Annotated in this window: 26 protein-coding genes and 2 tRNA genes; 13 read left to right on the plus strand and 15 right to left on the minus strand. The window is 49.4% G+C overall.

Features of this window, described 5'->3' with window-relative positions:
• Window position 1 precedes the first annotated feature (1 nt).
• Together C2M34_RS10940 and C2M34_RS10945 are read right to left on the minus strand one after the other, a co-directional pair.
• On the minus strand, window positions 2-733 hold the full coding sequence (locus C2M34_RS10940; protein ID WP_105258777.1) for a hypothetical protein: 732 nt from the start codon (window positions 731-733) through the stop codon (window positions 2-4).
• A gap of 65 nt (window positions 734-798) precedes the next feature.
• Entirely contained in the window at window positions 799-1,131 is a 333-nt protein-coding gene (locus tag C2M34_RS10945; RefSeq protein ID WP_158681430.1) for a hypothetical protein, read from the minus strand.
• A gap of 180 nt (window positions 1,132-1,311) precedes the next feature.
• Between C2M34_RS10945 and rlmF the strand changes: the two genes are divergently transcribed.
• Window positions 1,312-2,235 (plus strand): 23S rRNA (adenine(1618)-N(6))-methyltransferase RlmF, encoded by a 924-nt coding sequence (gene rlmF / locus C2M34_RS10950; RefSeq protein ID WP_234398804.1) that lies wholly within the window; start codon window positions 1,312-1,314, stop codon window positions 2,233-2,235.
• 3 nt (window positions 2,236-2,238) lie between these two features.
• Here the strand turns inward: rlmF and C2M34_RS10955 are convergent, their stop codons facing one another.
• The 7 genes from C2M34_RS10955 to C2M34_RS10985 all read right to left on the minus strand — a co-directional run bounded on the left by C2M34_RS10955 (window position 2,239) and on the right by C2M34_RS10985 (window position 9,111).
• Window positions 2,239-2,826 (minus strand): thymidine kinase, encoded by a 588-nt coding sequence (locus C2M34_RS10955; RefSeq protein WP_105258779.1) that lies wholly within the window; start codon window positions 2,824-2,826, stop codon window positions 2,239-2,241.
• Window positions 2,827-2,905: 79 nt separating this feature from the next.
• Window positions 2,906-3,439 (minus strand): methylated-DNA--[protein]-cysteine S-methyltransferase, encoded by a 534-nt coding sequence (locus C2M34_RS10960; protein ID WP_105258780.1) that lies wholly within the window; start codon window positions 3,437-3,439, stop codon window positions 2,906-2,908.
• The gene (locus tag C2M34_RS10965) at window positions 3,436-4,785 is read right to left on the minus strand and encodes an AlkA N-terminal domain-containing protein (protein ID WP_105258781.1); all 1,350 of its coding nucleotides are present in this window, start codon (window positions 4,783-4,785) and stop codon (window positions 3,436-3,438) included. The genes C2M34_RS10960 and C2M34_RS10965 overlap by 4 nt, the downstream gene beginning before the upstream one ends.
• A 115-nt stretch (window positions 4,786-4,900) precedes the next feature.
• The gene (locus tag C2M34_RS10970; protein ID WP_105201541.1) at window positions 4,901-5,395 is read right to left on the minus strand and encodes a GNAT family N-acetyltransferase; all 495 of its coding nucleotides are present in this window, start codon (window positions 5,393-5,395) and stop codon (window positions 4,901-4,903) included.
• Between the two features lie 30 nt (window positions 5,396-5,425).
• The gene (locus tag C2M34_RS10975; protein ID WP_105258782.1) at window positions 5,426-7,705 is read right to left on the minus strand and encodes an aminotransferase class V-fold PLP-dependent enzyme; all 2,280 of its coding nucleotides are present in this window, start codon (window positions 7,703-7,705) and stop codon (window positions 5,426-5,428) included.
• Between the two features lie 94 nt (window positions 7,706-7,799).
• A complete protein-coding gene (locus tag C2M34_RS10980) occupies window positions 7,800-8,885 on the minus strand; it encodes an AI-2E family transporter (protein ID WP_105258783.1) in 1,086 nt (361 codons plus the stop codon).
• A complete protein-coding gene (locus tag C2M34_RS10985; RefSeq protein WP_105258784.1) occupies window positions 8,878-9,111 on the minus strand; it encodes a hypothetical protein in 234 nt (77 codons plus the stop codon). The genes C2M34_RS10980 and C2M34_RS10985 overlap by 8 nt, the downstream gene beginning before the upstream one ends.
• Window positions 9,112-9,733: 622 nt before the next feature.
• On the opposite strand from C2M34_RS10985, the gene C2M34_RS10990 reads away from it, so the two are divergent.
• From C2M34_RS10990 to C2M34_RS11005, 4 genes are all read left to right on the plus strand, one after another.
• Window positions 9,734-11,179 (plus strand): M48 family metalloprotease, encoded by a 1,446-nt coding sequence (locus tag C2M34_RS10990; RefSeq protein ID WP_105258785.1) that lies wholly within the window; start codon window positions 9,734-9,736, stop codon window positions 11,177-11,179.
• A 201-nt stretch (window positions 11,180-11,380) separates the two neighbouring features.
• Window positions 11,381-11,728, plus strand: a complete 348-nt coding sequence (gene arsC / locus C2M34_RS10995) for an arsenate reductase (glutaredoxin) (RefSeq protein ID WP_105201546.1) — start codon at window positions 11,381-11,383, stop codon at window positions 11,726-11,728.
• The gene (gene wrbA, locus C2M34_RS11000; RefSeq protein ID WP_105201547.1) at window positions 11,728-12,279 is read left to right on the plus strand and encodes an NAD(P)H:quinone oxidoreductase; all 552 of its coding nucleotides are present in this window, start codon (window positions 11,728-11,730) and stop codon (window positions 12,277-12,279) included. The genes arsC and wrbA overlap by 1 nt, the downstream gene beginning before the upstream one ends.
• Window positions 12,272-12,724 carry a DUF2069 domain-containing protein gene (locus C2M34_RS11005; RefSeq protein WP_105201548.1) on the plus strand — a complete coding sequence of 151 codons (453 nt, stop codon included), beginning with the start codon at window positions 12,272-12,274 and terminating at the stop codon, window positions 12,722-12,724. Before wrbA ends, C2M34_RS11005 begins: the two co-directional genes overlap by 8 nt.
• A gap of 225 nt (window positions 12,725-12,949) precedes the next feature.
• On the opposite strand, the gene C2M34_RS11010 is transcribed toward C2M34_RS11005, so the two are convergent.
• Window positions 12,950-14,287: an ankyrin repeat domain-containing protein gene (locus C2M34_RS11010; protein ID WP_105201549.1), complete on the minus strand. Its 1,338-nt coding sequence runs from the start codon at window positions 14,285-14,287 to the stop codon at window positions 12,950-12,952.
• A gap of 105 nt (window positions 14,288-14,392) precedes the next feature.
• On the opposite strand from C2M34_RS11010, the gene C2M34_RS11015 reads away from it, so the two are divergent.
• Complete coding sequence (locus C2M34_RS11015) at window positions 14,393-14,560, plus strand: DUF2897 family protein (protein ID WP_105258786.1); 168 nt, start codon at window positions 14,393-14,395, stop codon at window positions 14,558-14,560.
• A 28-nt stretch (window positions 14,561-14,588) separates the two neighbouring features.
• Here C2M34_RS11015 and C2M34_RS11020 read toward each other — a convergent pair whose 3' ends face one another.
• Both C2M34_RS11020 and bamC read right to left on the minus strand, forming a co-directional pair.
• On the minus strand, window positions 14,589-15,929 hold the full coding sequence (locus C2M34_RS11020) for a YjiH family protein (RefSeq protein ID WP_442792508.1): 1,341 nt from the start codon (window positions 15,927-15,929) through the stop codon (window positions 14,589-14,591).
• 135 nt (window positions 15,930-16,064) lie between these two features.
• A complete protein-coding gene (gene bamC, locus C2M34_RS11025; protein ID WP_105201552.1) occupies window positions 16,065-17,117 on the minus strand; it encodes an outer membrane protein assembly factor BamC in 1,053 nt (350 codons plus the stop codon).
• 339 nt (window positions 17,118-17,456) lie between these two features.
• Between bamC and C2M34_RS11030 the strand changes: the two genes are divergently transcribed.
• Both C2M34_RS11030 and bcp read left to right on the plus strand, forming a co-directional pair.
• Window positions 17,457-17,990 (plus strand): glycine cleavage system protein R, encoded by a 534-nt coding sequence (locus C2M34_RS11030; RefSeq protein WP_105214323.1) that lies wholly within the window; start codon window positions 17,457-17,459, stop codon window positions 17,988-17,990.
• 12 nt (window positions 17,991-18,002) lie between these two features.
• Window positions 18,003-18,476 carry a thioredoxin-dependent thiol peroxidase gene (gene bcp / locus C2M34_RS11035; RefSeq protein WP_105258787.1) on the plus strand — a complete coding sequence of 158 codons (474 nt, stop codon included), beginning with the start codon at window positions 18,003-18,005 and terminating at the stop codon, window positions 18,474-18,476.
• Between the two features lie 57 nt (window positions 18,477-18,533).
• On the opposite strand, the gene queE is transcribed toward bcp, so the two are convergent.
• On the minus strand, window positions 18,534-19,199 hold the full coding sequence (gene queE, locus C2M34_RS11040; protein WP_105214327.1) for a 7-carboxy-7-deazaguanine synthase QueE: 666 nt from the start codon (window positions 19,197-19,199) through the stop codon (window positions 18,534-18,536).
• Window positions 19,200-19,351: 152 nt separating this feature from the next.
• Here queE and queC point away from each other — a divergent pair, with 152 nt between their 5' ends.
• From queC to C2M34_RS11055, 3 genes are all read left to right on the plus strand, one after another.
• The gene (queC, locus tag C2M34_RS11045; RefSeq protein ID WP_105189125.1) at window positions 19,352-20,011 is read left to right on the plus strand and encodes a 7-cyano-7-deazaguanine synthase QueC; all 660 of its coding nucleotides are present in this window, start codon (window positions 19,352-19,354) and stop codon (window positions 20,009-20,011) included.
• 101 nt (window positions 20,012-20,112) lie between these two features.
• Window positions 20,113-20,352, plus strand: coding sequence for a hypothetical protein (locus C2M34_RS11050; protein ID WP_105201557.1), 240 nt, complete (start codon window positions 20,113-20,115; stop codon window positions 20,350-20,352).
• 25 nt (window positions 20,353-20,377) lie between these two features.
• Window positions 20,378-21,721, plus strand: a complete 1,344-nt coding sequence (locus tag C2M34_RS11055) for a diguanylate cyclase (protein WP_105214329.1) — start codon at window positions 20,378-20,380, stop codon at window positions 21,719-21,721.
• A gap of 24 nt (window positions 21,722-21,745) precedes the next feature.
• On the opposite strand, the gene uvrB is transcribed toward C2M34_RS11055, so the two are convergent.
• Complete coding sequence (gene uvrB / locus C2M34_RS11060) at window positions 21,746-23,761, minus strand: excinuclease ABC subunit UvrB (protein WP_105258788.1); 2,016 nt, start codon at window positions 23,759-23,761, stop codon at window positions 21,746-21,748.
• 15 nt (window positions 23,762-23,776) lie between these two features.
• Window positions 23,777-25,120: an MATE family efflux transporter gene (locus C2M34_RS11065; RefSeq protein WP_105214333.1), complete on the minus strand. Its 1,344-nt coding sequence runs from the start codon at window positions 25,118-25,120 to the stop codon at window positions 23,777-23,779.
• A 719-nt stretch (window positions 25,121-25,839) separates the two neighbouring features.
• Here C2M34_RS11065 and C2M34_RS11070 point away from each other — a divergent pair.
• Both C2M34_RS11070 and C2M34_RS11075 read left to right on the plus strand, forming a co-directional pair.
• Window positions 25,840-25,916, plus strand: a tRNA-Asn gene (locus tag C2M34_RS11070).
• 22 nt (window positions 25,917-25,938) lie between these two features.
• A tRNA-Asn gene (locus C2M34_RS11075) sits at window positions 25,939-26,015 on the plus strand.
• Window positions 26,016-26,051: the final 36 nt, after the last annotated feature.

Genomic DNA, 26,051 nt, shown 5'->3' on the forward strand with positions numbered 1-26,051 from the left:
TTTATATCCTTATTTCTGCCTGCACAATACCGTCACTATTAGCTAGTAGAGTTACAATTTCACCTTCTTTTGGTTTATAAGTAGTACCTTTTGGTAATTGCATCCTTACTCTTTGATTTGGAATATAAAACCTTACATCATCAACCAAAACATGAAATCCTGAAGGCTGTACTTCTTGAATTTGCCCTCGTTTTGTCTTGTTTGCAGTTCTTAAATTCAGCTTAACTAAGTCTTTTTTTTCTATAAAAGGTGTTACTAATATTTTTCTATGTGAAGTTTCAGCTTTATCTTTTTGCATATTTATAGGGTTAACAATATTAAGGAACGGCAAAGAATCACATGTTTTCTTTTTATCATTTAATTCAATTTGAATTCCTTCACCATCATCAGTAACAGGCACGGATTTCAAGCGAACTTTAGTTCTATAATAGCTTTGAATATGTGAATTAAGTAATTCTAATAAGCAAGCCGTATCATTATATGAAAATAGTCTAGATAACCGTTTAGCTACGCTTACCATTTTTGGTTCAACTAACAAGCTTACGCTTAAATACTCTAAAGAGTTTAAGCCCAAGCTTTTCAGAAGGTAGTCATTAAAATCCTCCCAATGTCTATCTTGCCAATTCTTAATGCAAGTAGCTTTTTCCCCTCTGACATTATGATATTTCCATAATTTTCTATCTCTGAATACAACAATTACTTTGCTGTGAAATATCAACAATTTTAATTCCATGTATCTTGCCTATTAAATAAAATCAACGAAGCCCATACCAAGGGGCTTCACCTATTGCCTTTAAATCAATCCTGAACACCGAGTTTTGCGCGCTTTATCGACAACTTGATCACGGTAATAAACTGCCAGGCCATAATCGCACCACCTACGCCTGTTAGGGCATAGCTATTTTCAATTTCATTTAGAAGCGAGATAAATGCATCGCCGTTCACGGCAAAGACGCCATACAAACCTAAGCCGAATAAAATCGAGCCCGGCGCGCCTATTAGCTGTGCCTGAAGCATTTTTTTATTGATTTCACTGCGTTGTGCTTCCCTATTATCAGTCATAATTTTCCCTAATACTGGTGTTGTTAATGGTTGCAAGTATTTAGCTTGTTGGCTTAATGCTTTAGGCAACTTAAGAATATTTACCCGCAACCACAATGGCAGGTTAACTAATTAATAACCAACATATTTACACTTATTTTCTAAGCTGTAAATAAGGTCCGCACGCGGCCCAAATGGCTTGGCCGGCTTAGGTCTTAACTCGGTGCTACATTCCAGCGGGCCGATCCCTTATACTATGCCCATATTCACGTGATAGAGATCCCGCCCTTGCATCCACAAAACCGCCATCGAAACGGCTATGACTTCGACGCCCTGTGCAGCAGCTTACCGAGCCTACAAGCCTATGTGATTAAGCGCCCCGACGGGCAAGCCAGTATCGACTTTAGCGATGCCAAGGCATTGAAAACGCTCAATCAGGCCTTGCTGAAACATCACTACGATGTGGCCATTTGGGATTTGCCCGAGGGTTTTTTATGCCCTCCTGTGCCCGGGCGCGCCGACTACTTGCACCATCTTTATGATTTGATAAGCCAGGATACTGAGCACAGCCTAAAGCAGCATAAGGTGCGGGTGATGGATGTCGGCACAGGTGCCTCGCTTATCTACCCCATCCTAGGTAACAAGCTGTTTAATTGGCAGTTTTTAGCGAGCGATATAGATGTGCATTCGGTTAAGTTAGCAAAACAGCTGGCACAGTTAAATGCGTTGCCAATCAAGGTGGTGCAGCAAAAGCAGCCGACTCAGTATTTCGCCGACATCATCAAGGCGCAAGACACAATAGTGGCAACCCTGTGCAACCCGCCGTTTCATGATAGCGAACAAAGTGCCCAGGCAGGATCCCAGCGTAAATGGCGTAACTTAAAGGGACAACAGAGCAATGCCCTGAACTTTGGTGGTCGCGCCAATGAGCTTTGGTGCCAAGGTGGCGAGCTGGCCTTTGTTCGCAATATGGCATTGGAGAGCCAACACTTTGCCGAGCAGGTGATCTGGTTTACCAGCCTGGTATCGAAAAAGGAAAATGAGCGCCCGTTGAAAAGCACCTTACGCAAACTGGGTGCCGTGCAAATTGAAGTGGTGGCCATGGCACAAGGGCAAAAAAGCAGCCGCTTTATTGCCTGGACCTTTATGGAGGCTGACGAGCGCCGAGCGCAACTGGCTCGGCTATTAGGCTAAGCCTTAGGCTTCATTTTGGTTGAGCGCTTCTTTATAGTGTTTACGGCACACGGACACATAGCGCTCATTACCGCCTATCTGTACCTGATCGCCGCTGGCGACCACATCGCCATGGTGATCATAACGCAACACATGATTGGCCTTACGGCCACAGTGGCACACGGTTTTTAGCTCCACCAGCTTATCGGCCCAAGCCAGTAAATACTGAGAGCCGACGAACAACTCGCCTAAAAAGTCACTGCGCAAACCATAACACAAGACGGGAATATTAAGCTGATCGACCACCTCGGTCAGTTGCCATACCTGCGCCTTGGACAAAAACTGGCTCTCATCCACCAGCACACAATGCAGGGCCTCTTCCTGGTGTTGCGAGGCAATTAGATCATACACATTGCTGTTGCCATCAAAGACAAAGGCATCGGCCTGCAAACCGATGCGCGAGGCCACCTTGCCAACCCCGGCACGGTCATCGATGGCCGCGGTCATGATCATGGGACGCATGCCGCGCTCGCGGTAGTTAAATGCCGATTGTAATAAGGTGGTGGACTTGCCGGCATTCATTGCCGAATAGTAAAAATACAGTTGAGCCATGGTAATTCTTCTAAAAACTTCGCGCGCCAAGCTTACACTAAGGCCCCTATCAAGGCCAAGGCAAACTCATCCCAGGCCATTACTTGCTAATGTGGCCTTGCTCGAAGGCCAGTAGCCAGCGCTTGCGTTCCAGCCCACCGGCATAGCCGGTCAAAGTACCGTTAGCCCCTATCACCCGGTGACAAGGCACAATAATGCTGATGGGGTTACGACCATTAGCCGCGCCCACGGCGCGCACCGCCTTGGGATTATCCACCAAACGGGCAATATCGCTATAACTGCCGGTTTCACCATAGGCTATGCTGCCTAAGGCTTGCCAGATCCTGCACTGAAACTCGGTACCCTTGGTATCCAGGGGGAGATCAAACTGGGAGCGAACTCCCTGGAAATATTCTGCTAACTGGCTTTTTGCCTGCGCCGTGATGGCATTGGCACTTGCAGCCGCACTTGCAGCCGCACTTGCAGTCGCACTTGCAGTCGCACTTGCAGCCGCACTTGCAGTCGCATCTACCTTGCGTTCAAAGTCAAAACCTACATAACACAGGCCTTTGTTACTGGCTTGGATCACCAGCTCGCCCAGAGGCGTATCGATACATTCTTGATATAAGGTCATAATTGTTGCCATAGTTGAAAAGTCAGGTATGAGCGAAACGGTGCGGCGCGCTCAATATCAATGCCGCTGAACCCGGCGAGCGCTTTTTGTACACCCAAGTCGCCGCCGAGATAAATATCCGGGTCGCTGCTGCCGCGCATTTTAGCGTAATTGACCGTCCAGGGGCCTATGCCCTTAATAGCCAACCAGGCATCCAAATCGGCACTGCCATGCTCGGCTACATAGGCGCTTAAATCACGCAACGCTTCTCTACGCCGCCCCGGCATCTTAAAAAAGGCCAACTCGCTTGCCGCCATTTGCTTGGCGGTGGGAAAATAACGCCCCTGCTCGCCCAACTCCTTCACTAAAGCAGTGGTAAGCGTGCGCGCCGCACCAACGCTAACTTGCTGCCCCAGTACAGCGCGAATACCGGCCTCAAAAGGATCCCACATACCCGGCAGGCGCAGCCCTGGAGTCAGTGAGAACTGCTCACCCACCGCGCTTTGCAGCTGGCCATTGATCACCTGAGTATCGGCATCCAGGTCCAGCACTCTGCGAATATTAGCCACTACTCCTTGCAGGCAGTGCCAGTTATCCAGGCTGATCTCAACCCTAAAGCCCTGCTTCTTATCCTGATAATGAGCGGTAAATTCGCCCTTTGCGCCCTGATAGGTGAAAGCGCGGCCATAACTTTCGGCAGTTATCCATTCCATAGGCGCGACCAAACGTTTATTTAAAAACGCCTGCATGGCCTGCCAGTCATAAGGGGGGCGAAAACTGAGAAACAGGCTGATAGAGCCAGCATCGAATTGAGCCTTGGTGCGAATGGCACTCGGCGTCAGCTGCATCAGCTTCTTAAAGGCATCGTTAAAACGGCGCACGCTATTGAAGCCGGCGGCAAACGCAATCTCAGTGATCGGCAACTGGGTTTGCTGCAACAGCTGTTTAGCAAACTGACATTGGCTAAAGAGCGCATATTGCCCTGGAGCGATGCCATAATGCTTTTTGAACAATTGATTTAGGTAGCTGGATGACACGCCAAGGCGAGCACTCAGTGCCTCGGCGCCGCCATTTGACCAATGACCCTGATCGATTAAGCGTTTCGCCCTGAGCGCCGTGGTTTGCGCCCCCAGCCAGGGATAGCTGCCAGGGCTGGCATCTGGGCGGCACCGTAAACAGGGGCGAAATCCCGCCTGCGCCGCTAAATGCGCATGCTCAAAATACTCGACATTCTGCTCTTTGGCGGCTGGCGCCGGACAGATAGGCCGACAATAAATGCCCGTACTGCGCACCGCCACATAAAACAAGCCGTCAAAGCGCTTATCACGGCTTAAGCGGGCTTTTTGGCAGACATCGGCGGTGAACATAACAAGGTTCCAGTAAGGGTGATTTATATGCTTAGCTTACCCCATTGGCGGTGCGGCACTAGCCGGATTTTGCACTCAATGGTAAAAATGCGTGCCGCGCTCGCAATTGGAAGGGTTATTGCTCAGCAAATTGCAGCAGCTTGTCGCCGCTAAGCCGGTAGATTTGCCACTGCGCTTGCGCCTCGGCACCTATGCTGTGATAGAAATCGATGGCCGGCTGATTCCAGTCCAATACCACCCACTCAAAGCGACCACAATTTTTGCTGATGGCACGCTGCGCCAGGTACTTCATCAGTGCCTTGCCGGCACCGCGGCCACGCTTGTCTTCGCTGACAAACAAGTCCTCAAGATACAGGCCATTGCGGCCAAGCCAGGTTGAATAATTATAAAAATACACCGCAAAGCCTATGGCTTCGGCGTCGGGGGCATCGCTTTCAAAGCAGATAACGCTGTGCGCGGTCGCCCCTTCGTCAAACAAGGTGCGCTCTATATCTAGCTCGGTGGCGGCAACGGCGTCGGGCTCTCGCTCGTACACCGCCAATGCCTTAATAAACTGATAGATCAAAGGCACATCATTGATCACCGCATCGCGAATATATACCTGGCTCATGGTGGTTCCTGTTTACAATCTAAACCACCATCATACTAATGCTAAGCCACCTTGCAAGTTGTAGACCTGGTGATAGCCCAAAGACTGCAAGTTCTTGATCGCCTGCCCCGAGCGATTACCGGTGCGACAGACCAGGATATAACGCGTATCCGGCTTCAACTGCTGGGCAAATAAGGCATTGGCCATGCGACTTAGCGGCACATTGAGCAGTTGATCGTCATGCACACTAAATAGCGAGCGTATGTCTTTGGCACCATGCTCATAAGGTTCGCGAACATCCCAAAGCACGGTTTCAAACTCCTCACTGGCAAGCATCTGCTGTACTTCGGCACTGCTCAGTTGCTGGGCGTTGGCATGCTTAGGCTGATGGCTAAAACCACAAAGGGCGCCGCTTTCTGTACTCAGCTGCTGATCCAAAGCGCATTTTTGCTCGGCGAATTGCGCCTTGTTTATCTGCTCTTGCAAGACCTGTTGTAACAAAGGCGTGGCCTGAACCTGCGCCTGCCAACTCAAGGCAAAACACTGCTCGTAGTCATGAGCCGGACACAGCACGGTATCCGCAGCCAACTTAGTCGCCAGGGTGTGAATAGAGTCCAGCATTTGCTCTGTGTCGGCATCGGCAAATTGAGTGCTGCCCAAGCCGCTAAAAATATAAAGGTCGCCGCAGAAGCAGGCAGTAACCTTATCGCCTTGATAGAGCAAATAGCTGTGACTGTCGGCGCTGTGGCCAGGAGTAGACACACGAGTCAGGCGCTGCTCGCCAAGGCTGATGTCGTCGCCTTCGGGCCAGCCCAGGGGATCTTGCACCGGCGCCAGACCAAGACGCTCTGACAACAGAGTGCGCGCCGAGTCTTTATCCTGATGTTTATGGGTTTCCAGTACGGCTTTTACATGCAGCTGCTGCTGAGTAACCAGGCGGGCGATACGCGGGACCAGCTCGACAACCGGGTCGATGATCACGGCCTCGTTATTAATGCCCACATACAACCAACAACAACTGCCTTGGTGGCGCAGCTGAGTAAGGCCCAGGGCACATACTTCATGCTCGGGCTGAGTGGCATCTGAGACGATTAAGCAGTTATTCGCCAACACGGGTTTCAAGGCGCAAATGCGTTCACACGCCAGGGCAATTTCCTGCTCTGTGGCGGCCGGGCCAAAAGACATACGAATGGCATTTTCACTTTGCCAGTCATTGGCCCCCATGGCATCTAAAACAAAGCTGCGCGAGGCACCCGAGCTACAGGCAGAGCCACCGCTGACACGAATACCGGCAGCATCAAACAGGTCCATGACTTCTTTTGAGGTCAGGCTGTTTACGCAGAAGTTCAAAGTTGTCGGCACTGTGCCTTCAAGGGGAGCATTAAAGCTGATATCGCCAAAAGTTTGCTCCAGGGCATGGATCAATTGCTGGCGGTATAAGTGCAAAGTCGCAACCGGCTTGAATACGTCTTGTGATTTATCGAGCAACATATCGAACAGCTCATACAGGCCGGCAATACCGGGCAGGTTCTCCGTACCCGAGCGCATGCCACTTTCCTGACCGCCACCGGCGATAAAAGGAGTGTATGGACTATTTTCACGAATATATAAGAAGCCTATGCCCTTAGGGGCGTAGAGCTTGTGACCAGAGAAAGGTGCATAGTCTATGCTGGTATCGCTGAGCGCCAGGTCTTGCTTACCCAAAGCCTGCACACAGTCCACCATCCAGCTAACATGGTCGTTATTAGCGCGGATCACCTGCTCCAACTTGGCTAAATCCTGGTACACGCCGGTTTCATTATTCACCGCCATGGTGCAGATCATCAGCGCCTTACCCACATGTTGGGCGATAAAGTCCAAGTCCAGCAAGCCCGCTTCATCCACAGGAATGGCCATTACCTTGGCCCCCAAGCCCAGCACCTGGTTCCAGTGTTTAAGAGTGTTGGGCACCGCCTTGTGCTCGGTGGCACCGTAGAGCAATACGCTGTGCTCGGTGGCCTTATGTCGATTGGCTAAAAGTGTAGAAACTACGGCGGTTTGGATACCTTCGGTGGCGCCCGAGGTAAAGAGAATGTCGCCCTGCTCGGCGCCTATAACCTGACGCGCCTTGGCACGCGTTTGTTCCAACAGATACTTGGCCTGTACCCCGGTGATATGCGAACTAGACGGATTACCAAAACACACCTGCATGGTGTGAGAGACAACATCGGCAATGCGCGGCAACACAGGAGTGGTCGCATTGGCATCGAGATAAACGAGATCTTGGCTAGCTGAGTGAAAAAACGCTGGGTCATGGGCACCATATTCCAATTGGCTATAAGTTATAACCATTGTACACAAGTGCCCCAGCGCTATTAATACCAATTTGTTTGCATGGCGCTAACTTTTATCAGCTTTTCATCTAACCAGCCGAATAAAGTGGGCACTACTCCTGGGCCTGTTTGGCACTGGCGTTGGCGTCTTCCAAGGTCGATGACCAGGCATTCGCCAAGGCGCGCACTAAAGAAGCCAAGGGTATAGCAAAGAATACGCCCCAAAAGCCCCATAAGCCACCAAAGAACAGCACCGCTGTGATAATAAATACCGGGTTTAAATCCACCGCTTCGGAAAACAGCAGCGGCACCAAGACGTTGCCGTCGAGCGCCTGAATAATGCCGTAGGCCACCAGCACAGACCAAAACTCACTGCTGACACCGAACTGGAACAAGGCCACGGCGGCAACGGGTATAGTCACCAGAGCAGCGCCGATAAAGGGGATCAACACGGAGAGTCCAACCAACACCCCTAATAAGGCGGCATAACGTAAATCAAATATGGTGAAAACCACAAAGGACACACCGCCGACAATCAGGATTTCAAACACCTTGCCACGAATATAGTTCATAATCTGCTGGTTCATTTCCAGCCATACCTGTTGGATCAGGCGGCGCTGCGCCGGCAATAGAGCGCTCACACTGTGCAGCAGCTGAGTTTTATCTTTGAGCATAAAGAACACCAGCAGCGGTACCAGCACCAGATAAATCAACCAAGCCACCACATCTTTAAGCGAAGTAAGGGACACCGACACCAGCACCTGGCCGAACTCCATCGCCTTGCTTTCGACACTGGCAACTAGGGTGCGCACCTGCTCCGGGGTGATCAAGGTAGGATAATCGACAGGTAAATGCATAAGATAATGTTTTCCCTGCTCCAACATGGTGGGCGCTTCTTGCAGTAAATTACTGGTTTGTTGCCACAAAATTGGGCCAAAACCGAACAAGGTGCCTACCACTAGGGAGCAGAATAAGCTGACCACAAGTATGGTGGCCAAAGTCCGTGACAGACCTAAGCGCTGCAAGCGCACCACGGGCCAATCCAATAAATAGGCGATCACCACGGCAACCAGCACAGGCATTAATAGCGCGCCGAAGAAATAGAGCACGGCAAAAGTGCAGAGCAAGAGTAAAAGCAGGGTCACCGAGTGAGGATCGGAAAATTTTCTTTGGTACCACGAGCGCACAAATTCAAACACGAGTTTCTCTCTCCACGGTTATTATTAATTGTTCTGCCGTTGTTGTGACAGTGAATGCTAGCTTTTGTTTGGTTAAATAACGCTTAATATCACTGACACCTTGTAGATCGTCGCCCTTAAGCATAAAGGCGATATCCTGCTGCTCGGCCTGCGCCGCCATTAACGCCAGTTTAAAACGAACAAACAGCTCAGGACAGTGATAACAGCGTAGATCCGAATTTTTCATAGCTTCTGGCGGTAATCCCATTAAACCACATACTTTTTAAATATTCTTTGCATCTAGCGGGCCTTGTATAAGACGTTTGCTTATGTGCAAACCTTAGCTAGGGCCTTGGCGCGTAAGGCATAATACCGTAAAAACACTTAAAAGCATCGCCACATTCGTTTATCCTAAGATTAGTATGGTCAAATACACAAAGGCGAATAGGCGCGGCTCATTCATCTTCTATGTACTTAGGAAAGTGCATACTAGCGGGACTTTATTGCCCTTGAAAGTGAACGTTCGTCGCATGCGCAGGGTCTGAAGCACTAAACAACAATGGCTAGACCAATTAATTATACGCCACTTATAAGCTTCAGATTGCTTATACCAATTCTATTAAGTATGTGATCAGATATAGCGCTGGATAAATGATGTGAAAACAAGGCGGAATTTTTCTTATGTAGTTATTCTACATAGGCGAGCAAGACCGAAGCAATGCTTCGCAGCTTAGCGAGGTGAGCGCATAGATGCGCGATGTAACCAAGCTTCATGGATGTATTTAACCGCAAAGATAAACAGATCCTAGCTATTTAAATGGGTATTAAACGCCTGTTGCAAAATAAAGACAAAGACCGCAAGGAATAATATGTTATTTAGACGTCTGCTGTTATGCGCTTTGGTATTGGCTACCAGTGTGACCGGGGCCCACGCGCAAAACTCTTTTGAGCTGCCCGACTTAGGCACCTCGGCATTACAGGCTATGCCGATAGAAAAGGAACGCATCATAGGCGATGTAATGATGATGCAAATTCGTGGCAGCTCGCCGGTGATCAACGATCCCGTGCTCGATGAATACCTGCGCGGCTTGGGCAACCAGCTGGTCTCCCACGCCGACGATATCCGCTTTCCTTTTTCTTTCTTCTGGATCAATAACAAGGAAATCAATGCATTCGCCTTCTATGGCGGCCATGTTGGCGTACATACCGGGCTTATCGCTCAGGCCGATAACGAAAGTCAGCTAGCCTCTGTACTAGGACACGAAATCGCCCACGTGACTCAGCGCCACCTGGCGCGCCGACTGCAACAACAGCAGGACAACTCAGGCCTGACCATAGCCGGCCTTATCGCTGGTGTGTTGGCAACCATGGTCTCTCCCGATGCCGGTCTGGCCATTATTACAGGCACGCAAACGCAAAGTGCGCTAAGTCAGCTCACCCATAGCCGCGGCGCCGAGCAAGAGGCGGACCGCATAGGTATGCGGACCTTGTACGAAGCCGGTTTTGACCCTAAGGCCTCGGGAGAGTTTTTAACCAAATTATCGGCACAAATTCGTTATAAGCAAAAACCGCCTATCTTCTTGCTGACCCACCCGCTGCCGCAAAGCCGGGTCAGTGACGTGCGTCTGCGGGCACAGCAATATCAAGACAGGCCCTATGCAGATAACCTGCTATTTCACCTTGCCAAAAGCCGGGTCATTGCCCGCTTTAATGGCGACAGTGAAAATGCCGAAGCCCAGTTTCGCAAGCTGCTCAAAGAGCACAGTTTTGGCGATACCTCGGCGTTACGTTATGGTTTGGCCTTAACCCTGATCGACCAAAAGAAATTCGCTGAAGCAAAATCTCTGCTTGATGCACTCCTGCAAAAAGCCCCGGACAACCTTTTCTATCTAGACTCACTGACCGATTACTATGTGGGTAAAGGCGAGCCGGAAAAGGCCGTTGAGCATCTTCGCCCTTTCCATCAACTGCGCCCGAATAACCAGGTGATCACCCTGAACTACGCCCACGCCGCCATTGAGGCTAAACAGTACGAGCTGGCCGAAGACCTGCTACGCAGCTTTGCCCTGGAAAAACCCGAGCATATCCTGGCCAAGCAATTGCTGACCGACACCTACAAACATCAGGAAAACAGAGCCGCCTACCATGAAGCCAATGCCGACTTACTGGCCCAATATGGTGCCTATATGAAGGCCGCCGACGAGGTGCAAAAGGCGCTTAACCATATCGAGCCAAACGAGGCCCTTAAGCAAAAACGCTTAAAAGCCCTGCTTAGCCAATACCGGGCCATGCAAAAAGAGCTTTCAAGGCTATAAGTACACCCAGCCAACCTGGAAATTCTGCCAGGTTGGCTAATACCACTTCTCTTAAATAGCTAATCATTCTAGTGAAGCTAAATATCATGCCCACATACTTGACAGAATTGGTATAAAAAACACCCCTCAGGTGGCGCGCCCCTACCCTTAACGGCCAGTATCTTTTACACTATCGCCATTATCTGTATTTAAGGAATTATTATGTCTGTCGTTATTTATCATAATCCGCGCTGTTCAAAGTCGCGCCAAACCCTGGCTTTAATTGAAGAGCAAGGCACGCCGGTCACTATCGTTAAATACCTGGAAGAAACGCCAAGCGTTGCAACTTTAAGCGAGCTAGTTGCCAAGCTGGGTTTTGGCTCGGCGCGCGAACTAATGCGTACCAAAGAAGACCTGTACAAAGAGCTGGAATTACAAAACGAGCAGGACGAGCAGGCATTGCTTAATGCCATGCACGCCCATCCTAAGCTGATCGAGCGACCTATCGTAGTAAACGGTGACAAAGCAGTACTTGGCCGACCGCCTGAAAATGCCCTGGAGATCATTTAATGGCACCGATTTTGGTGCTTTACCACTCTCGTAGTGGCAGTGTGCAGGCGCTGGCGGAAGAAATCGCCGACAGCATAGAAGCACAAGGCTGCGATGTCTGGTTACGTTGTATCTGTGACGATGGCGCTCACCCTCAGGTGAATAAGCAGGAGCTTATCGACTGCGCCGCCCTGGCCTTTGGCACGCCGACCCGCTTTGGCATGATGGCATCCCAGGCTAAATCGTTTTGGGAGCAAAGCAGCGATATCTGGCTTAAGGGTCAGTTGATCGACAAGCCCGCTTGCGTCTTTACCTCGTCAAGCAGTATGCACGGCGGTAATGAGACCACCTTGTTGCACCTAAGCATCCCCTTATTGCATCACGGCATGCTGTTGGTGGGTGTACCCTATGACGTGCCTGCTCTCAATGCCACTACCACAGGCGGTGCCCCTTATGGTGCCAGCCATGTTTCTGGTCTGGATAATAATTCCCAGCTCAGCAATGATGAAAAACAGATTTGCCAAGCCCTTGGTCGGCGTTTGGCTAATTTAGCGAGAAAACTCAATGACTAATATCGCCAAAAAGCCGCTGACTCAGCGTTATCAGCGCCTGGCGCTGGTCGGTTATATCGGCCTGTTGCTGTTAATGCCCCTGTGGCTGTTTGTCTTTTCGCCGCGCAGCGATTACAGCTTCGCCTTTACCTTTGGCCTGTATATAGTGCCCCTGCTCTTGCCCCTTAAAGGCATTATTCAGGACAAGCCCTATACCTATGCCTGGGCCAACTTTATCGTCATGATCTACTTTATTCATGGCTTTACCCTGCTGTGGGTCAGCCCGGACGAGCGCCTTTGGGTGATACTGGAGCTGGTCTTTTCCAGCTGTATGTTTATCGGCTGCACCTACTATGCCCGTTATCGCGGTCAGGAGTTAGGCTTAAAAGTGGGTAAATTAAAAGACGATTTAGCCAATGAAAAGGCGGCGCAGGAATATCACCGCCAGAATCAGGATAAGCAATAACAAAAACGCCGGGCTACTCGCTCGGCGTTTTTAGTTTGGAATTATGATTTAGCCAATCATACCAATTCTGTTAAGTATGTGATCAGAGATAGTGCTGGATAAATGATGTGATAACAAGGCGGAATTTTTTTATGTAGTTATTCTACATAGAAAAATTCCAACGCAGTAAGCACGATATTTAGCCCACTAGAATGATTAGCTATTTAAGTGAATTGGTATCAGAGCTTAGCCACCCAGCTGACTTAAGAATGCCAGCCCTACCACGCTCAGCAATGCCAATTGCGCCAACAAGGACAGCACAGAGCCCACCCTTAATAAGCCAAGCCCAAATGGATGACGCAACTGCGGATATAAGGCGCAGCGCTTTAGGCTAATAGCAAAGAATATCGCCACCACGGAGAGCATGGTAAAGACCATGGTCAGCTCGCTTTTATAGTCGATACCGTCATCAAAAAAGAAAAACAGTTGCAGCGGCAGGAGCAACATTACCAAGGCATGCAGGGCATGCACCTTGGCAATACGCATATACTGACCCTGAGGTGATAATTCCTTGATGCCAAACTCGCGCTCCATAAGACGCACTAAGGCCTTACGGTTTTGCTCCACCGCATAGCGATAGCAGCTCAGTCCGGCATTGTTTTTAGCATGGAAATTCGCACCGGCGCGCAGCAGCACGGTTAAACAATTGCCGTTGTCGGCGCCAACCGCATAGTGCAAGGCGTTGTTACCCTGATGGTCCTTGGCATCGAGCGATGCGTGGTTAAGCAAGGCTTCAATCACACTGACAAAGCCTTTCTCGGCGGCCAACATAAGTGCCGTTTGCCCTTGCTCGTTTTGTTCACTGCCCCGTGCGCCCTGTTCAATAAAGCGCATCGCCAGGCTTTGTTTGGCATGCTCACTGTGTAAATGAGCCAGTAAGGCCTGCTCTAACAGCTGTTGCAGATTCTCCTCATTAGAGAGGCACTGCAACAGGGTGAAAAAGTCATGGCCCTGGATAAGTTCGGTCTTCGCCGCTTCCAGTAAATCAGGCAAGTCTGCCGCACAATCCGGCAGATAAGGCTCCAGTTTAGGGCGAAAATCCACTTCCTGCCAAAGCAGCAAGATATCAGCGCTGCTCAGCTTTACATCGCGCTCCAACAGCTCCGCCAACAAAGAAAAATAGCGCTGCTCAAACAACAGCTTGGCAAGCGAAAGCGGTGATTCAACCTGAATTTGCGCATTAATATCGGCGTACTGAGCCAGGCGTGCAAGCAGCATTTCGCTGATTTGCTCGGCGGTGTAGTCATTGCTCAGGAAATATTCTTTAGCCGCCTGAATATAACGCAGAGCCTGCTCGTCAACGTCGCTGATATGCTGGAAAGTGCACTCTTCAAAAGGGTCACGCGGCTGCAGCCAAATTAGATAATACAGAGGTGGCAGCGTGGTGGTGCTGACCTCTTCCTCGATTTTTGTACTACAAGCTGGCCATGCTTCCAAAGCATCGAGTATAAAGGCGCCGTTTTGCTCAATAAGTCCTTTGAGTAATAACGGATATTGTTCCGGCCAAATTAGTACCTTTTCCATAGCCTATGAAGACTCCACTAAATCGTTCTAGATGTTGCATCGCAACTAGGTTGTCAGTTATAAAGGGCACTCCCTTACCCTGCACTTAATATAGCGGACACTGCAATGCAAACCTGGCATGTAATCCTGATCATCGTCTTGGTATTGGCGGTGATCTGGAGCAATATCGCACTGTTAAAATATTCGGCGAAAATGGACCTTAAAAAGTTCAATCAGGACCCTATCGAAAAGGCCAAGCAACAGGACTCAAAGAGCGACGAAAAAGAGTCCTAAAGCCTTGGTGTATGTGCCTAGGAAAACCCTAGGCTACCAGCCATTTTGCCATCAGGGTGATCACTGGCAAGGTGATCAGGGTACGCAAAATAAAAATTACAAAGAGTTCAAAAATATTCACCGGGATCTTACTGCCCAGCAAGAGCGCGCCCACTTCCGACATATAAATCAACTGGGTCACACTCATGGCCGCGATAATAAAGCGCGTTACTTCACTGTCGATATTCGACGCCGCCAAAATCGACGGGATAAACATATCGGCAAAACCCACCACTATGGTTTCTGAAGCCTTCACCGCCTCGGGAATACCCAAAAGTTCAAGATAAGGAATAAAGGGTTTACCCAGCCATTGGAATACCGGCGTATATTCAGAAACGATAAGCGCAAAGGTACCCACGGCCATTACCACAGGCAACACAGCAAACACCATATCCAGTGCATTGTGCAGGCCTTCTTCTACCGTGCCTTTTACTCCTTTGGCATGGCGCGCCTTATCAAGAGCCATATCCACTGACTGACGCCACAGGCTTTTATTCTCTGGCACCGCCTCGTTGTCGTCGCATTGGCTGGTGCCATCGACATAAATATTTTTCTTCAGGCTAAGAGGAGGAATACGCGGCAAAATCAGCGCACACACCACACCAGCCAAACACACGGTTAAATAGAAGGGTGCAAATAGATGCTCAAGGCGAACCTGACCTATAACCACAAAACAGAAGGTAATAGACACGGCCGAGAAGGTGGTACCGATAATGGCCGCTTCTTTTTGCGTATAATGCTTTTCTTCATATTGTCTGGCGGTCATCAAAATACCGACACTGCCATCGCCAAGCCAAGAAGCAGCGCAGTTTACGGCACTACGGCCGGGCACACCAAACAAGGGTTTCATAATCTTGGTAAACAGGGTACCAACCAGCTCAAGCAAGCCGAAATTCAAAAGCAGTGGCAATAAGAAGCCAGCCAGAATAAACACGGTAAGCAGTAACGGCAGCAACTCAGTCAACACAAAGGCGCCAGTAGCGTCTGAGTAGATAGCCTTGGGGCCAAGCTGGAAATAGGTCATAACCACAAACACCATGCCCACAAGGCGCACAACCAGCCAGGTCGGGGTTACCAGGAAGAGATGGCGAATCATGGGCTTTTCAAACAGGGAGCGCGGTTGTATCAGGGTCATCAACAAGGATAACAGGCCGGTCATACAAATAATCACCAACAGCAAGGTGCTGGCGATGGGCGCTAGGGCTTGACGTAACATATCCGCCAAAATCGCCACGCTAATTTTTATCTGACCATCCCAGGGGATAGGCACCATAAAGAGAAAGACGCCGATCAGCGAGGGAATTAAAAACGTCAGTAAAGTGTTGGTCATTGACCGTGGCTGGCTTGTTGTCATAATCGTTACTTATTTTCTTTGTTATCTTTGGGCTGCCCTGCCTCTTTTAGCTCCAAATAAAAAAGGAAAGGTGACTCAACCCCTTTCCTTTTTTACAGCAAAATCAGATGATTACAGTTGAATCCCGCGAGCACGCAGGGCCGTTACTAGGGCTTGCTGTAAATCATTCATGGTGCCGGGCTCAAGCACCTCACCGTCTTTATCCATCCAGGTAATGCTGGTACCGCCAGCTTTGGCGTTATCCAATAGAATCTGATATTGGCCGTCTTCTAAAGGCAATTGCATTGCCTCTTCACCCCAAATCGAATCCCATACACTAGATTCAGGCTGGGTGTAGTCGGCAATAATACGGCCTTTTTCGGCATCCACTTCAATAATAGTAAATTGTAGACGCTCTAAGAAGGCACTGAAGCGCTCTGACACCAGGTTTTTGTCCTGCTCGGTGATCAGCGCCGCATTGCCTTGATTATCAAAGCCTAAAGCCAGAGAGATAATGCCTTGGCGCTGGCGCAGTTCGACCTGTAACTGACGGTAGCGATAATCGAATTCGGCAATCGCGCCATTAAGGGCACGGGTTTCCAAACGTTGTTGTAATAGAGGCGTTAGCGGCACTTGCTGCGAGCGATAATCAATCATCTCGGCACGCAAAGACGCGGTGCGCTGGTGATCTTTTTCTTCAACGGTAAACTTGTAGCGCTGTTCGGCAACGATTTCATCGTCCCATAACCAACCTTCTTCAACTTTTACGATAGAAAACCAATCACTTTCGATGCTGGTTTGTGACCTATTGGTCACAGGTGTGTTGTAGTTTTCCAGAACGCCTTCTACGGCCGCCAAAATAAACTGGTCAAGATCTTCAATACCATCGTTTTTATCGAAGTAAACCCTGGCTACCTTGTCACCTTCTTCAATCCAGCTGCCCTGGGCAATAGGCATAATCTGCATTGGCGGCTTAACTGTCTTGGCGTCTTCGCTGTTATCGTAGCTCGCCACGTCCACCTTATAGGTAGGGTCCTGGCGCGGTGCATCGAGTCCCTGAGGGGTCACTAATGGCTGATTCGCCTGATAGTTACGCTTGTGGTGTGCCTCGTTGGTAAAAATGCCACAGCCACTCAAAGTGACTAAAGCACTCAAGATCAATACTTTAGGGATCCAATACTGCACTTTGTTGTTCTCCTTTACTCACCATTATTATTGTACGGACTTTGAGTCAGTGAGTGGTAATTGGTTCAGTGTCAGATTCAACTTAACAACGGCTTAGTTGTCTTGCCTATCATACCAAGGCGTTCAACCCGAGTATCGACACCCACACCAGTGTTGTGCTGGCGCACAGCAATGGCTTATAAAAATTTTCACTATGGTACTTTTACACGAGGTTAAAAACAAGAATGTCGCCATCGAAAAGGTAATAAAGCAAGGTACGGCTAAAAGTTGCCCTTTAAAACCCCGTTTATGCTACACTGCGCCGCCAAAAGATTGTTTTCATTTAGCAAGGGCAAATCAATGGGCGAATTGGCCAAACAACAGTTAGTGATCACCGCAATTGGCGAAGACCAAGCCGGGGTGGTTAGCGCCTTAACGCAATTGGTCAGCGATTGTCACTGCAATATCACCGACAGCCGCATTGCCATTTTAGGCAATGAACTCACCTTTATTATGCTGCTGTGCGGCGATATGGCTGCCATTAGCCGAGTCGAGCACCTGCTGCCAAATAAAGGCATGGAGCTGGGGCTGTTGACCATGATGAAACGCACCTCCAGCCACACCGAAGAGCTTTTTAGTGGCGGTTATACCTTGGAATACATGGGTATAGACACGCCGGGCACCCTGAGTAAGATCACCGGTTATTTTGCCGAACACAATATCAGCATCTGCTCTTTAAAATCGGACACCTACGCGCAAGGCGACGACATTCAAATGCGCTGCGAACTCGAGTTTAATGTGCCACAAGAGCTTGATATTGATGCCTTTAAGGTGGCCTTTGAGGCGTTATCTCAGCGCCTGAACATAGATTATACTTTTAAGCGGATCAGATAAGGACGCAGCATTATGAACACCTTGCAAGCGGGCGATAAAGCGCCACTTTTCACCCTTGAGGATCAAAACGGCGAAGCGGTTAGCCTAGAAGCGCTATTAAAGGACCATGAAGTTTTAGTGTACTTCTACCCCAAGGCCATGACTCCAGGCTGCATAGTACAAGCAGAGCAACTGCGCGATCATAAGGCCGAGTTGGCCAAGTTCAATACAGTGGCTGTGGGTATCAGCCCGGATCCGGTGAAGAAACTGAAGAACTTTGAAACCAAGAAAGAACTTAACTTCCAGCTGTTAAGCGACGAAGACCACAAGGTGGCGGACGATTTCGGCGTATGGGGTTTGAAGAAGTTTATGGGTAAAGAGTACGATGGCATTCACCGCATCAGCTTTTTAGTCGGCCAAGACGGCAAGATTAAACATGTCTTCAATAAGTTTAAAACCAAGGATCATCACCAGGTGGTGATCGACTATTTGGCAGATAATGCTTAATTAGAAAGACAAAAAACGCGGCTTAAGCCGCGTTTTTTTATGTTTAATAAGCCAAGCCTAGTTAATCCCCAGATACTTATGCACCTGTACAGATAATCGCCAGTTTTTCTTGATGCAGGTATCTATGGCCAGTTTTGTTGCCTTGGCCTTTTGACTGATGGGCTGCAGATAGACCAGTCGCGGGTGCACACCTGTCACTTTAAACAGCTCTTCTAGCTCGTCCACATGCTTTTGCATCGCCACCGGATGTTTAATTTCATTGGCGCGCTTCATGGCGCTGGCCAGCACCTCATAACCACCGCGCATATTGATTTTCGGCGATACCGTCACCCAGGTTTGCGCCGGCACTTTGATTTCAAAGGTGCCGCTGGTTTCGACTTGGGTGCTGTAGCCATGCTGATGCAGAAGTTCACACAGCGGATTGAGGTCAAACAAACAAGGTTCACCGCCTGTGATCACCACGTGCTTGGCGCGATAGCCACGGCTTTGGAACAGCGCCAAAATATCTTCGGCATCGGCCTTGGCCCAATGTTCGGAGTCGGACTTTTTTTCCACCGTTTGTTCCAAGGACACCACATAACTGTCTTTGGCATCCCAGGTTTGTTTGGTATCACACCAGGAGCAGCCCACAGGACAGCCCTGCAAACGCACAAAAATTGAGGGCGTACCGGTAAAACTGGCTTCCCCTTGGATGGTTTCAAAAATCTCGTTTATTTGGTACAAAAATCTAACCTGCTGCTAAAACTTAACAATCGCTCTTCACAAATACCCGACCTAAAGCAAATGCCAACGGCGAATAATTGTGATCTAAGCTCAAACCCTGTAGTATACCGCGCCCTAACGTAAACCTCTATGATTAAAAGGCTCGCAGGCAAATGGCAGAAAAAGTCGTTGTAATATATTCCGGTGGCATGGACTCCTTTACCGTGCTCAACAAGGCACTTCGTCAAGGTCACGAGGTCTATGCCCTTTCCTTTAACTACGGCCAGCGCCATGTCAAAGAGCTGGAAGTAGCCAAGCAGGTGTGCGAGCAACTCGGCGTTAATCATAAGATAGTCGATATTTCCGCAATTAATCAGTTAATTGGCGGCTCATCACTGACCGACGATATCGACGTGCCGGAAGGGCATTACGAAGAAGAAAGCATGAAGAGCACCATAGTGCCTAACCGCAATATGATCTTATTGTCTTTGGCGGTGGGCTACGCGGTGTCACTGAAGGCCAGCAAGGTATTTTACGGTGCGCACTCGGGTGATCACGCCATCTATCCGGATTGCCGCCCTGAGTTTGTGAAGAAAATGGACGATGTATGCCGTATCGCCAACTATGACGAAGTTGAAATCGTTTGTCCTTATCTTGATAACAGCAAGATCGACATTCTCACCGACGGTCTGAAAATGGGCCTGGACTACAGCCAGACCTGGACCTGCTACAATGGCCGCGAGCAAGCCTGTGGAAAGTGCGGTGCCTGTCAGGAGCGTTTAGAAGCATTTGCCCTTAATAACGCCGTCGATCCCCTGCCGTACGAAGCTTAAGCCCCCTCTTTCTACCTAAGCCACTGATAATTTTGCCCCATCAGTGGCCTTGTGGCATTTTGCAGTTATACTGAGATTATTCTCGCTAGCAAGATATAGCCATGCTTATATACATGATATTACTGCTGATTATCGCAGCCTTAGCATTTAGCTTCGGCCTGCGCACGCAGCGCCGACAAGGCCAGCAACTCTCCAAGCTACAAGATCAATACCAGGCGGCAAGCCAGCAAACAGACACAATGTCAGCGCAAATCAGCCAGCTTAAAGAGCGGATACAGGTGCTCGAAGCCATAGTCACGGAGAAAGGATTTAGTGTCGAACAAGAGATAAATAACCTCTGAATTTAAGCCGTACAGTGCACCTAATATGACAAGACGCTCCATACTCCTGCTTATCTTGCTCAGCACCCTTTATTTGGGGGCCAGTGCCTTTGTGATCGAGTATTTTGCTCACCTCTATCAACAACAAGAGTATGTGGAAGAGCAACTCTACCTGCGTAAACAATCGGCCTTGCTGCGTGCCAAACTTGAAACCACCTTGAATCAAGAGATCTTTGCCGCCGAAAGTCTGGTGGTTATTGCCAATATCAATCGCGAATTTACCGCCCAGCATTGGCAGCATATCGCCGCCCAATTGGTGGCGCGCTCGCAACTGGTGCGCAGTATCACCCTGGCTCCAAACAACATAGTCCAATATGTTTATCCCTTAGAAGGCAATCAAAGAGCCCTAGGGTTTGACTATCGCACCGATGAAAAACAATTTGCCGCCATAGAGCAGGCGCAACAAACTCAATCCGTGGTGCTCGCCGGACCATTCACTCTGGTGCAAGGCGGTGAGGCACTGTTGGCTCAGTTTCCACTGTTTGCCACCCCCGCCGATAAGAGCAGTTACTGGGGCACCCTAAGCCTGGTATTGGACATTACTACCCTTTATCATTTGCTGGAGCTGGACTCTCAGGAGCAGGTGCAATACGCATTAAAAAACACCGCCGAGGGCTCCTTGGTGTTTTATGGTGATGCCGACACCTTTACGCATGCCGATGTGATCTTGCCCTTACATCTTCCCAATGGTCGCTGGGCACTGGCGGCAAAGTTTAATGCCGAGCCCCAGCGTCATGCCACCCTTATTCGTGCCCTTGGGGCGCTCTTGTGCCTGGTGTTATTTGTATCTGTCGCCATCTTGGTGCGCGCCTACTTTTTAGTCAAGGCCACCTCCTTGCAAGACGACCTCACCCTGCTCGCCAACCGCCGTGCCATTATGCTGCATCTGGACGACCTCACCCGAGGCTCGGATGTACACAAGTACTTTGCCATTATCAATATCGATGTAAATGACTTTAAAGCGGTAAATGACAGCTACGGCCATGATTGTGGGGACGCACTGCTGGTGCATATAGCGAAGGAATTACAGCGCACCTTGCGCGACTCGGACATTATTGCCCGCCTCGGCGGTGATGAGTTTTTAGTGCTCTTACATCGTATCAACAGCGACGAACAAATTGCCGCCATAGTCGAAAAGCTGCGCCTGCATATTGAGAGCTCACCGCTAAACTATAAGGGCCATATCATATATCCATCGATCAGCTGCGGCTTTAGTTGCCACACCGAGTGCACTCTGGATATCGCCGCCCTGCTGGCACAGGCCGATAAACGCATGTACGAAGACAAACAGAGCAATAAATTAAGCGGCAAAAAAACTGTAATTGCTTAAGTTAACGCTGGAGTGGCTCCAGCGTTAACTCTTGATCAGTTGCTGTTGCAATAGATGCACCTGGTCACGCACCTGCGCCGCCTTTTCAAACTCCAGGGCTCGGGCAAATTCATGCATCTGCGCTTCCAAGCGGGTGATCTCCTTGGCGATTTGCGTCGCATCCATCACCACCTCAGTATCACCGCCCTTACGTCCCTTGCCTGCCTTACGGGCACCGCTTGGCTGTTGCTTGGGCGTCTCTCCTGTATCCATCACATCGGTAATGCGCTTATTCAGTGCCTGCGGCGTAATGCCGTGCGCTTCATTGTGGGCAATTTGTTTTTCACGACGACGGTCGGTTTCGTCCATGGCCTGGCGCATGGACTTGGTGATCACATCGCCGTACAGAATTGCCTTACCGTTAATATGACGGGCGGCACGACCTATGGTTTGAATCAAGGAGCGAGCAGAGCGTAAAAAGCCTTCTTTATCGGCATCGAGAATGGCGACCAGAGACACTTCGGGCATATCCAAACCTTCACGAAGCAAGTTAATACCCACAAGCACATCGAAGACCCCGGCGCGCAGGTCACGAATAATTTCCATGCGCTCCACAGTGTCTATATCACTGTGCAGATAACGCACCTTAACATCGTGGTCGCTTAAGTAGTCGGTTAAATCCTCTGCCATGCGTTTCGTTAAGGTGGTCACCAAGACGCGCTCGTTTATTTCCACGCGCTGGTAAATTTCCGAGAGCAGATCGTCCACCTGGGTACTGACCGGGCGCACCTCTAGCTGAGGGTCGAGTAAACCGGTGGGACGAATGACCTGCTCGGCCACCTCGCCGGCTGATTTATTCAGCTCATAATCGCCGGGGGTCGCCGATACATAGATGGTTTGCGGCACAATCGCCTCAAACTCTTCAAACTTAAGGGGCCGGTTATCCATGGCCGAAGGCAAACGGAAGCCGTATTCCACCAGGTTTTCTTTGCGCGAGCGGTCGCCGCGGTACATAGCGCCTATCTGCGACACGGTAACATGGGACTCGTCGATGATCATCAGGGAGTCATCGGGCAGATAATCCAATAGGGTTGGCGGCGGCTCGCCGGGGGCGCGCCCAGACAAATAACGGCTGTAGTTTTCAATGCCGGAGCAATAACCGAGCTCCTGCATCATTTCAATATCGTACTGGGTGCGCTGTGACACCCTTTGCTCTTCGACCAGACGATTGCCGTCGAGCAATTGCTGGCGACGTTCTTTAAGCTCGACCTTGATCTTGTCGATGGCGCCTAAAATCTTCTCTCGCGGCGTCACATAGTGGGTTTTTGGATAAATGGTGGCACGTACCAGGTTCTTTTGCACCTGACCGGTCAGGGGGTCGAACAGGCTAAGACGCTCGATTTCATCGTCGAACATTTCCACCCGCACACCAATATCGTCCGATTCGGCAGGGAATATATCAATCACCTCACCGCGCACTCTATAAGTGCCGCGACTGAAGTCCATATCGTTGCGGGTGTACTGGAGCTCGGCCAAGCGACGCAGCATCTGCCTTTGGTCAAGGGTATCGCCGACCTTAAGCAAGAGCATCATTTTCATATAAGAGTCGGGATCGCCCAGACCATAGATGGCCGACACAGAGGCAACGATAATAACATCACGGCGCTCCAACAGGGCCTTGGTGGCCGACAAGCGCATCTGCTCGATATGCTCGTTAATCGATGCGTCTTTTTCGATAAAGGTGTCGCTGGCAACCACATAGGCTTCGGGCTGATAATAATCGTAATAGGAAACGAAATATTCCACCGCATTGTTAGGGAAGAACTCTTTCATTTCCCCATAGAGCTGCGCCGCCAGCGTTTTGTTGTGCGCCATAATAATGGTAGGGCGATTCAAGGTGGCGATAATATTGGCCATGGTAAAGGTTTTACCCGTACCCGTGGCACCTAATAGGGTCTGATGCGCCAGGCCCGATTCCAGGCCCTCTACCAATTGAGCAATGGCGGTAGGTTGGTCGCCACCGGGCGAATAACTCGAATGTAGCTCAAAAACATCTTTCACTATAACACCCCTTGGTTAAACGGTTTGGCGTTCAAGCTCGCGGCTGAACCACAAATAAGCAACGATGGCCGTTAATAAATTACCCACTGCGGCACCGATAAACAAGCCTGTTAAATCGCCAATCAGGCTGCCCAGGTAGGCTATCGGTACGTAAAACACAAACAAACGCACAACACTCAATACCAAAGCATGCATGGGCTTGTGCAGGGCATTAAACGACGAGTTGGTGAGGATTATCACTCCCTGCAAACCGTAAGTCAGGGGCAGAATATAGATAAATAACTTAATCAACTCACGCACCTGAGCCTCAGTGGCAAAGGCACCGGCAATCCAAGGAGCCACCACTATAAGCAGCAAATAAATGGCAAATTGCCAAAACATCACAAACTTCAGGGTTTGCTTATAGGCCTGCTCCACCCTGTCCTTATTGCCGGCGCCAAAGTTTTGGCTGATAAAGGGAGGCAATGTCATAGATAAGGCCAGCACAACTAAAGAGGCAATGGACTCAATCCGACTACCGACGCCGAAGGCGGCCACCGCGGGGGCACCAAAGTGGGCGACAATGGCGGTCATCACCGCCATGGCTAAGGGGGTAAGCATATTCGCCCCGGCCGCTGGCAAGCCGATTTTAAGGATTTTTCGCGTCGCGACGACGAATGACTGGGTGCGGCAACGAATACCAATTAACTGACGATGGACAATAAGAATATATAAAATCGCGGCAACACCGATTAACCAGGAAATGGCACTGGCGATGGCCGCCCCGCGTACGCCCATGGCCTCGATGGGACCAAAACCAAAAATCAAAATAGGGTCGAGCACCGCATTAACCAGCCCAGATGCTCCCATAATCAGACTCGGCGTCTTGGTATCGCCATTAGCACGGAGCACGGCATTACCTATCATAGGCGTTACCAACAACACACTGGCTAAAAACCACACCTGCATATATTCATCTATCAATGGCAGTAACTGCGGCTCAGCGCCCAGTAATAGAAAGATAGGATCACTGCAAAAATAACCCACTAGGGCCAGTATTGTGACTAAGAAGGCCGAAACCATCAGGGCCACCGCACCATCGAAACGGGCTTGCGATTGCTGCCCAGACCCCAAGGCGGTAGCGATAACCGCAGAAGTGCCTATACCTAAACCTATGGCCAGACTGATCAAAGTAAAGGTAACGGGAAAAGTAAAACTAATGGCAGCCAAGGGCTCGGTGCCCAACATACTGATAAAGAAGGTATCAACAAGATTGAAAAGCATTAAAAAGATCATCCCGAAGATCATCGGAATGGTCATTTTGCGTAAGGTTGGCACAATGGGCGCACTGAGGATCATTGCAGGTTCGGCTTTAGCCATAACAACGCTTATTGCTGCTGATACAAGCGCTCTATTCTAAAGCATCGAAGCCTCCCCTTCCATGCTTAATTAGCGCATAAAAAATGTTCATTTTTCGTTGTTCAGCGATATATACAAATGAAACCCGTCAAAAAACAATTAATTTACACCTTTTAAACATCTGCACAAATTAACGCTGTATTTTTGCACAACAGCGGCATTATCCCCTCAGTTCTAATTATAAGAATGTCACTTTTTGTAACTTTTAAGCATATCGAAATAACTCATTGATAAATATAAGAAATGTTTTTTGCATTTTACCTATTGCTTTCTTCTCAAGTGCTCCTTGTCGCCTATCAATGCTGCATTCCCCCCATTAATAAACAGACTTATCCACAGATTTCGTGGATAAGTTAATCGAAGCCTTTAAATATAAGGGTTTGATCGCTATAGGCAAAAAAGCATTGTTACACTGATAAACCCAGGTTCCATTTTCATTCATTTTTTGGCCTCGCAGAATTTAACTAAGCCTTTGATTGTCCTTTGACGAGCCGAATTATCTATGAAATTACCAGAGGGACAATGCAGGGAAACCCAAACAGGGGTCATTTTTGCCTGCTTAGCAGGCAATTTGAGTGAAAAAACGGCGAACGAGTCGTTTTTTTTATTTTTGCCGATTTTATTAGTTGACACTAGCAGGTGGGGTCATTAATATTTCGCCCCGTTGAGAGACAGGCGCTTCCCCCTTAGCTCAGTTGGTTAGAGCGACGGACTGTTAATCCGCAGGTCCCCCGTTCGAGTCGGGGAGGGGGAGCCAATATCTTTCAACACTAGGTTGTTCCCCCTTAGCTCAGTTGGTTAGAGCGACGGACTGTTAATCCGCAGGTCCCCCGTTCGAGTCGGGGAGGGGGAGCCACATCCTAGTATTATTTTGTTCCCCCTTAGCTCAGTT

It is taken from the genome of Pseudoalteromonas sp. T1lg88 (assembly GCF_002964765.1).
GTDB lineage: Bacteria > Pseudomonadota > Gammaproteobacteria > Enterobacterales > Alteromonadaceae > Pseudoalteromonas.

Excerpts from the sequence above, each read along its gene's own strand:
- C2M34_RS10940 (WP_105258777.1), bottom strand. The coding sequence starts at position 733 with ATGGAATTAAAATTGTTGATATTTCACAGCAAAGTAATTGTTGTATTC.
- C2M34_RS10955 (WP_105258779.1), bottom strand. The coding sequence starts at position 2,826 with ATGGCTCAACTGTATTTTTACTATTCGGCAATGAATGCCGGCAAGTCC.
- C2M34_RS10960 (WP_105258780.1), bottom strand. The coding sequence starts at position 3,439 with ATGACCTTATATCAAGAATGTATCGATACGCCTCTGGGCGAGCTGGTG.
- C2M34_RS10965 (WP_105258781.1), bottom strand. The coding sequence starts at position 4,785 with ATGTTCACCGCCGATGTCTGCCAAAAAGCCCGCTTAAGCCGTGATAAG.
- C2M34_RS10970 (WP_105201541.1), bottom strand. The coding sequence starts at position 5,395 with ATGAGCCAGGTATATATTCGCGATGCGGTGATCAATGATGTGCCTTTG.
- C2M34_RS10975 (WP_105258782.1), bottom strand. The coding sequence starts at position 7,705 with ATGGTTATAACTTATAGCCAATTGGAATATGGTGCCCATGACCCAGCG.
- C2M34_RS10985 (WP_105258784.1), bottom strand. The coding sequence starts at position 9,111 with ATGAAAAATTCGGATCTACGCTGTTATCACTGTCCTGAGCTGTTTGTT.
- C2M34_RS10990 (WP_105258785.1), top strand. The coding sequence starts at position 9,734 with ATGTTATTTAGACGTCTGCTGTTATGCGCTTTGGTATTGGCTACCAGT.
- arsC (WP_105201546.1), top strand. The coding sequence starts at position 11,381 with ATGTCTGTCGTTATTTATCATAATCCGCGCTGTTCAAAGTCGCGCCAA.
- wrbA (WP_105201547.1), top strand. The coding sequence starts at position 11,728 with ATGGCACCGATTTTGGTGCTTTACCACTCTCGTAGTGGCAGTGTGCAG.
- C2M34_RS11005 (WP_105201548.1), top strand. The coding sequence starts at position 12,272 with ATGACTAATATCGCCAAAAAGCCGCTGACTCAGCGTTATCAGCGCCTG.
- C2M34_RS11010 (WP_105201549.1), bottom strand. The coding sequence starts at position 14,287 with ATGGAAAAGGTACTAATTTGGCCGGAACAATATCCGTTATTACTCAAA.
- C2M34_RS11015 (WP_105258786.1), top strand. The coding sequence starts at position 14,393 with ATGCAAACCTGGCATGTAATCCTGATCATCGTCTTGGTATTGGCGGTG.
- C2M34_RS11020 (WP_442792508.1), bottom strand. The coding sequence starts at position 15,929 with ATGACCAACACTTTACTGACGTTTTTAATTCCCTCGCTGATCGGCGTC.
- C2M34_RS11030 (WP_105214323.1), top strand. The coding sequence starts at position 17,457 with ATGGGCGAATTGGCCAAACAACAGTTAGTGATCACCGCAATTGGCGAA.
- bcp (WP_105258787.1), top strand. The coding sequence starts at position 18,003 with ATGAACACCTTGCAAGCGGGCGATAAAGCGCCACTTTTCACCCTTGAG.
- queC (WP_105189125.1), top strand. The coding sequence starts at position 19,352 with ATGGCAGAAAAAGTCGTTGTAATATATTCCGGTGGCATGGACTCCTTT.
- C2M34_RS11050 (WP_105201557.1), top strand. The coding sequence starts at position 20,113 with ATGCTTATATACATGATATTACTGCTGATTATCGCAGCCTTAGCATTT.
- C2M34_RS11055 (WP_105214329.1), top strand. The coding sequence starts at position 20,378 with ATGACAAGACGCTCCATACTCCTGCTTATCTTGCTCAGCACCCTTTAT.
- C2M34_RS11065 (WP_105214333.1), bottom strand. The coding sequence starts at position 25,120 with ATGGCTAAAGCCGAACCTGCAATGATCCTCAGTGCGCCCATTGTGCCA.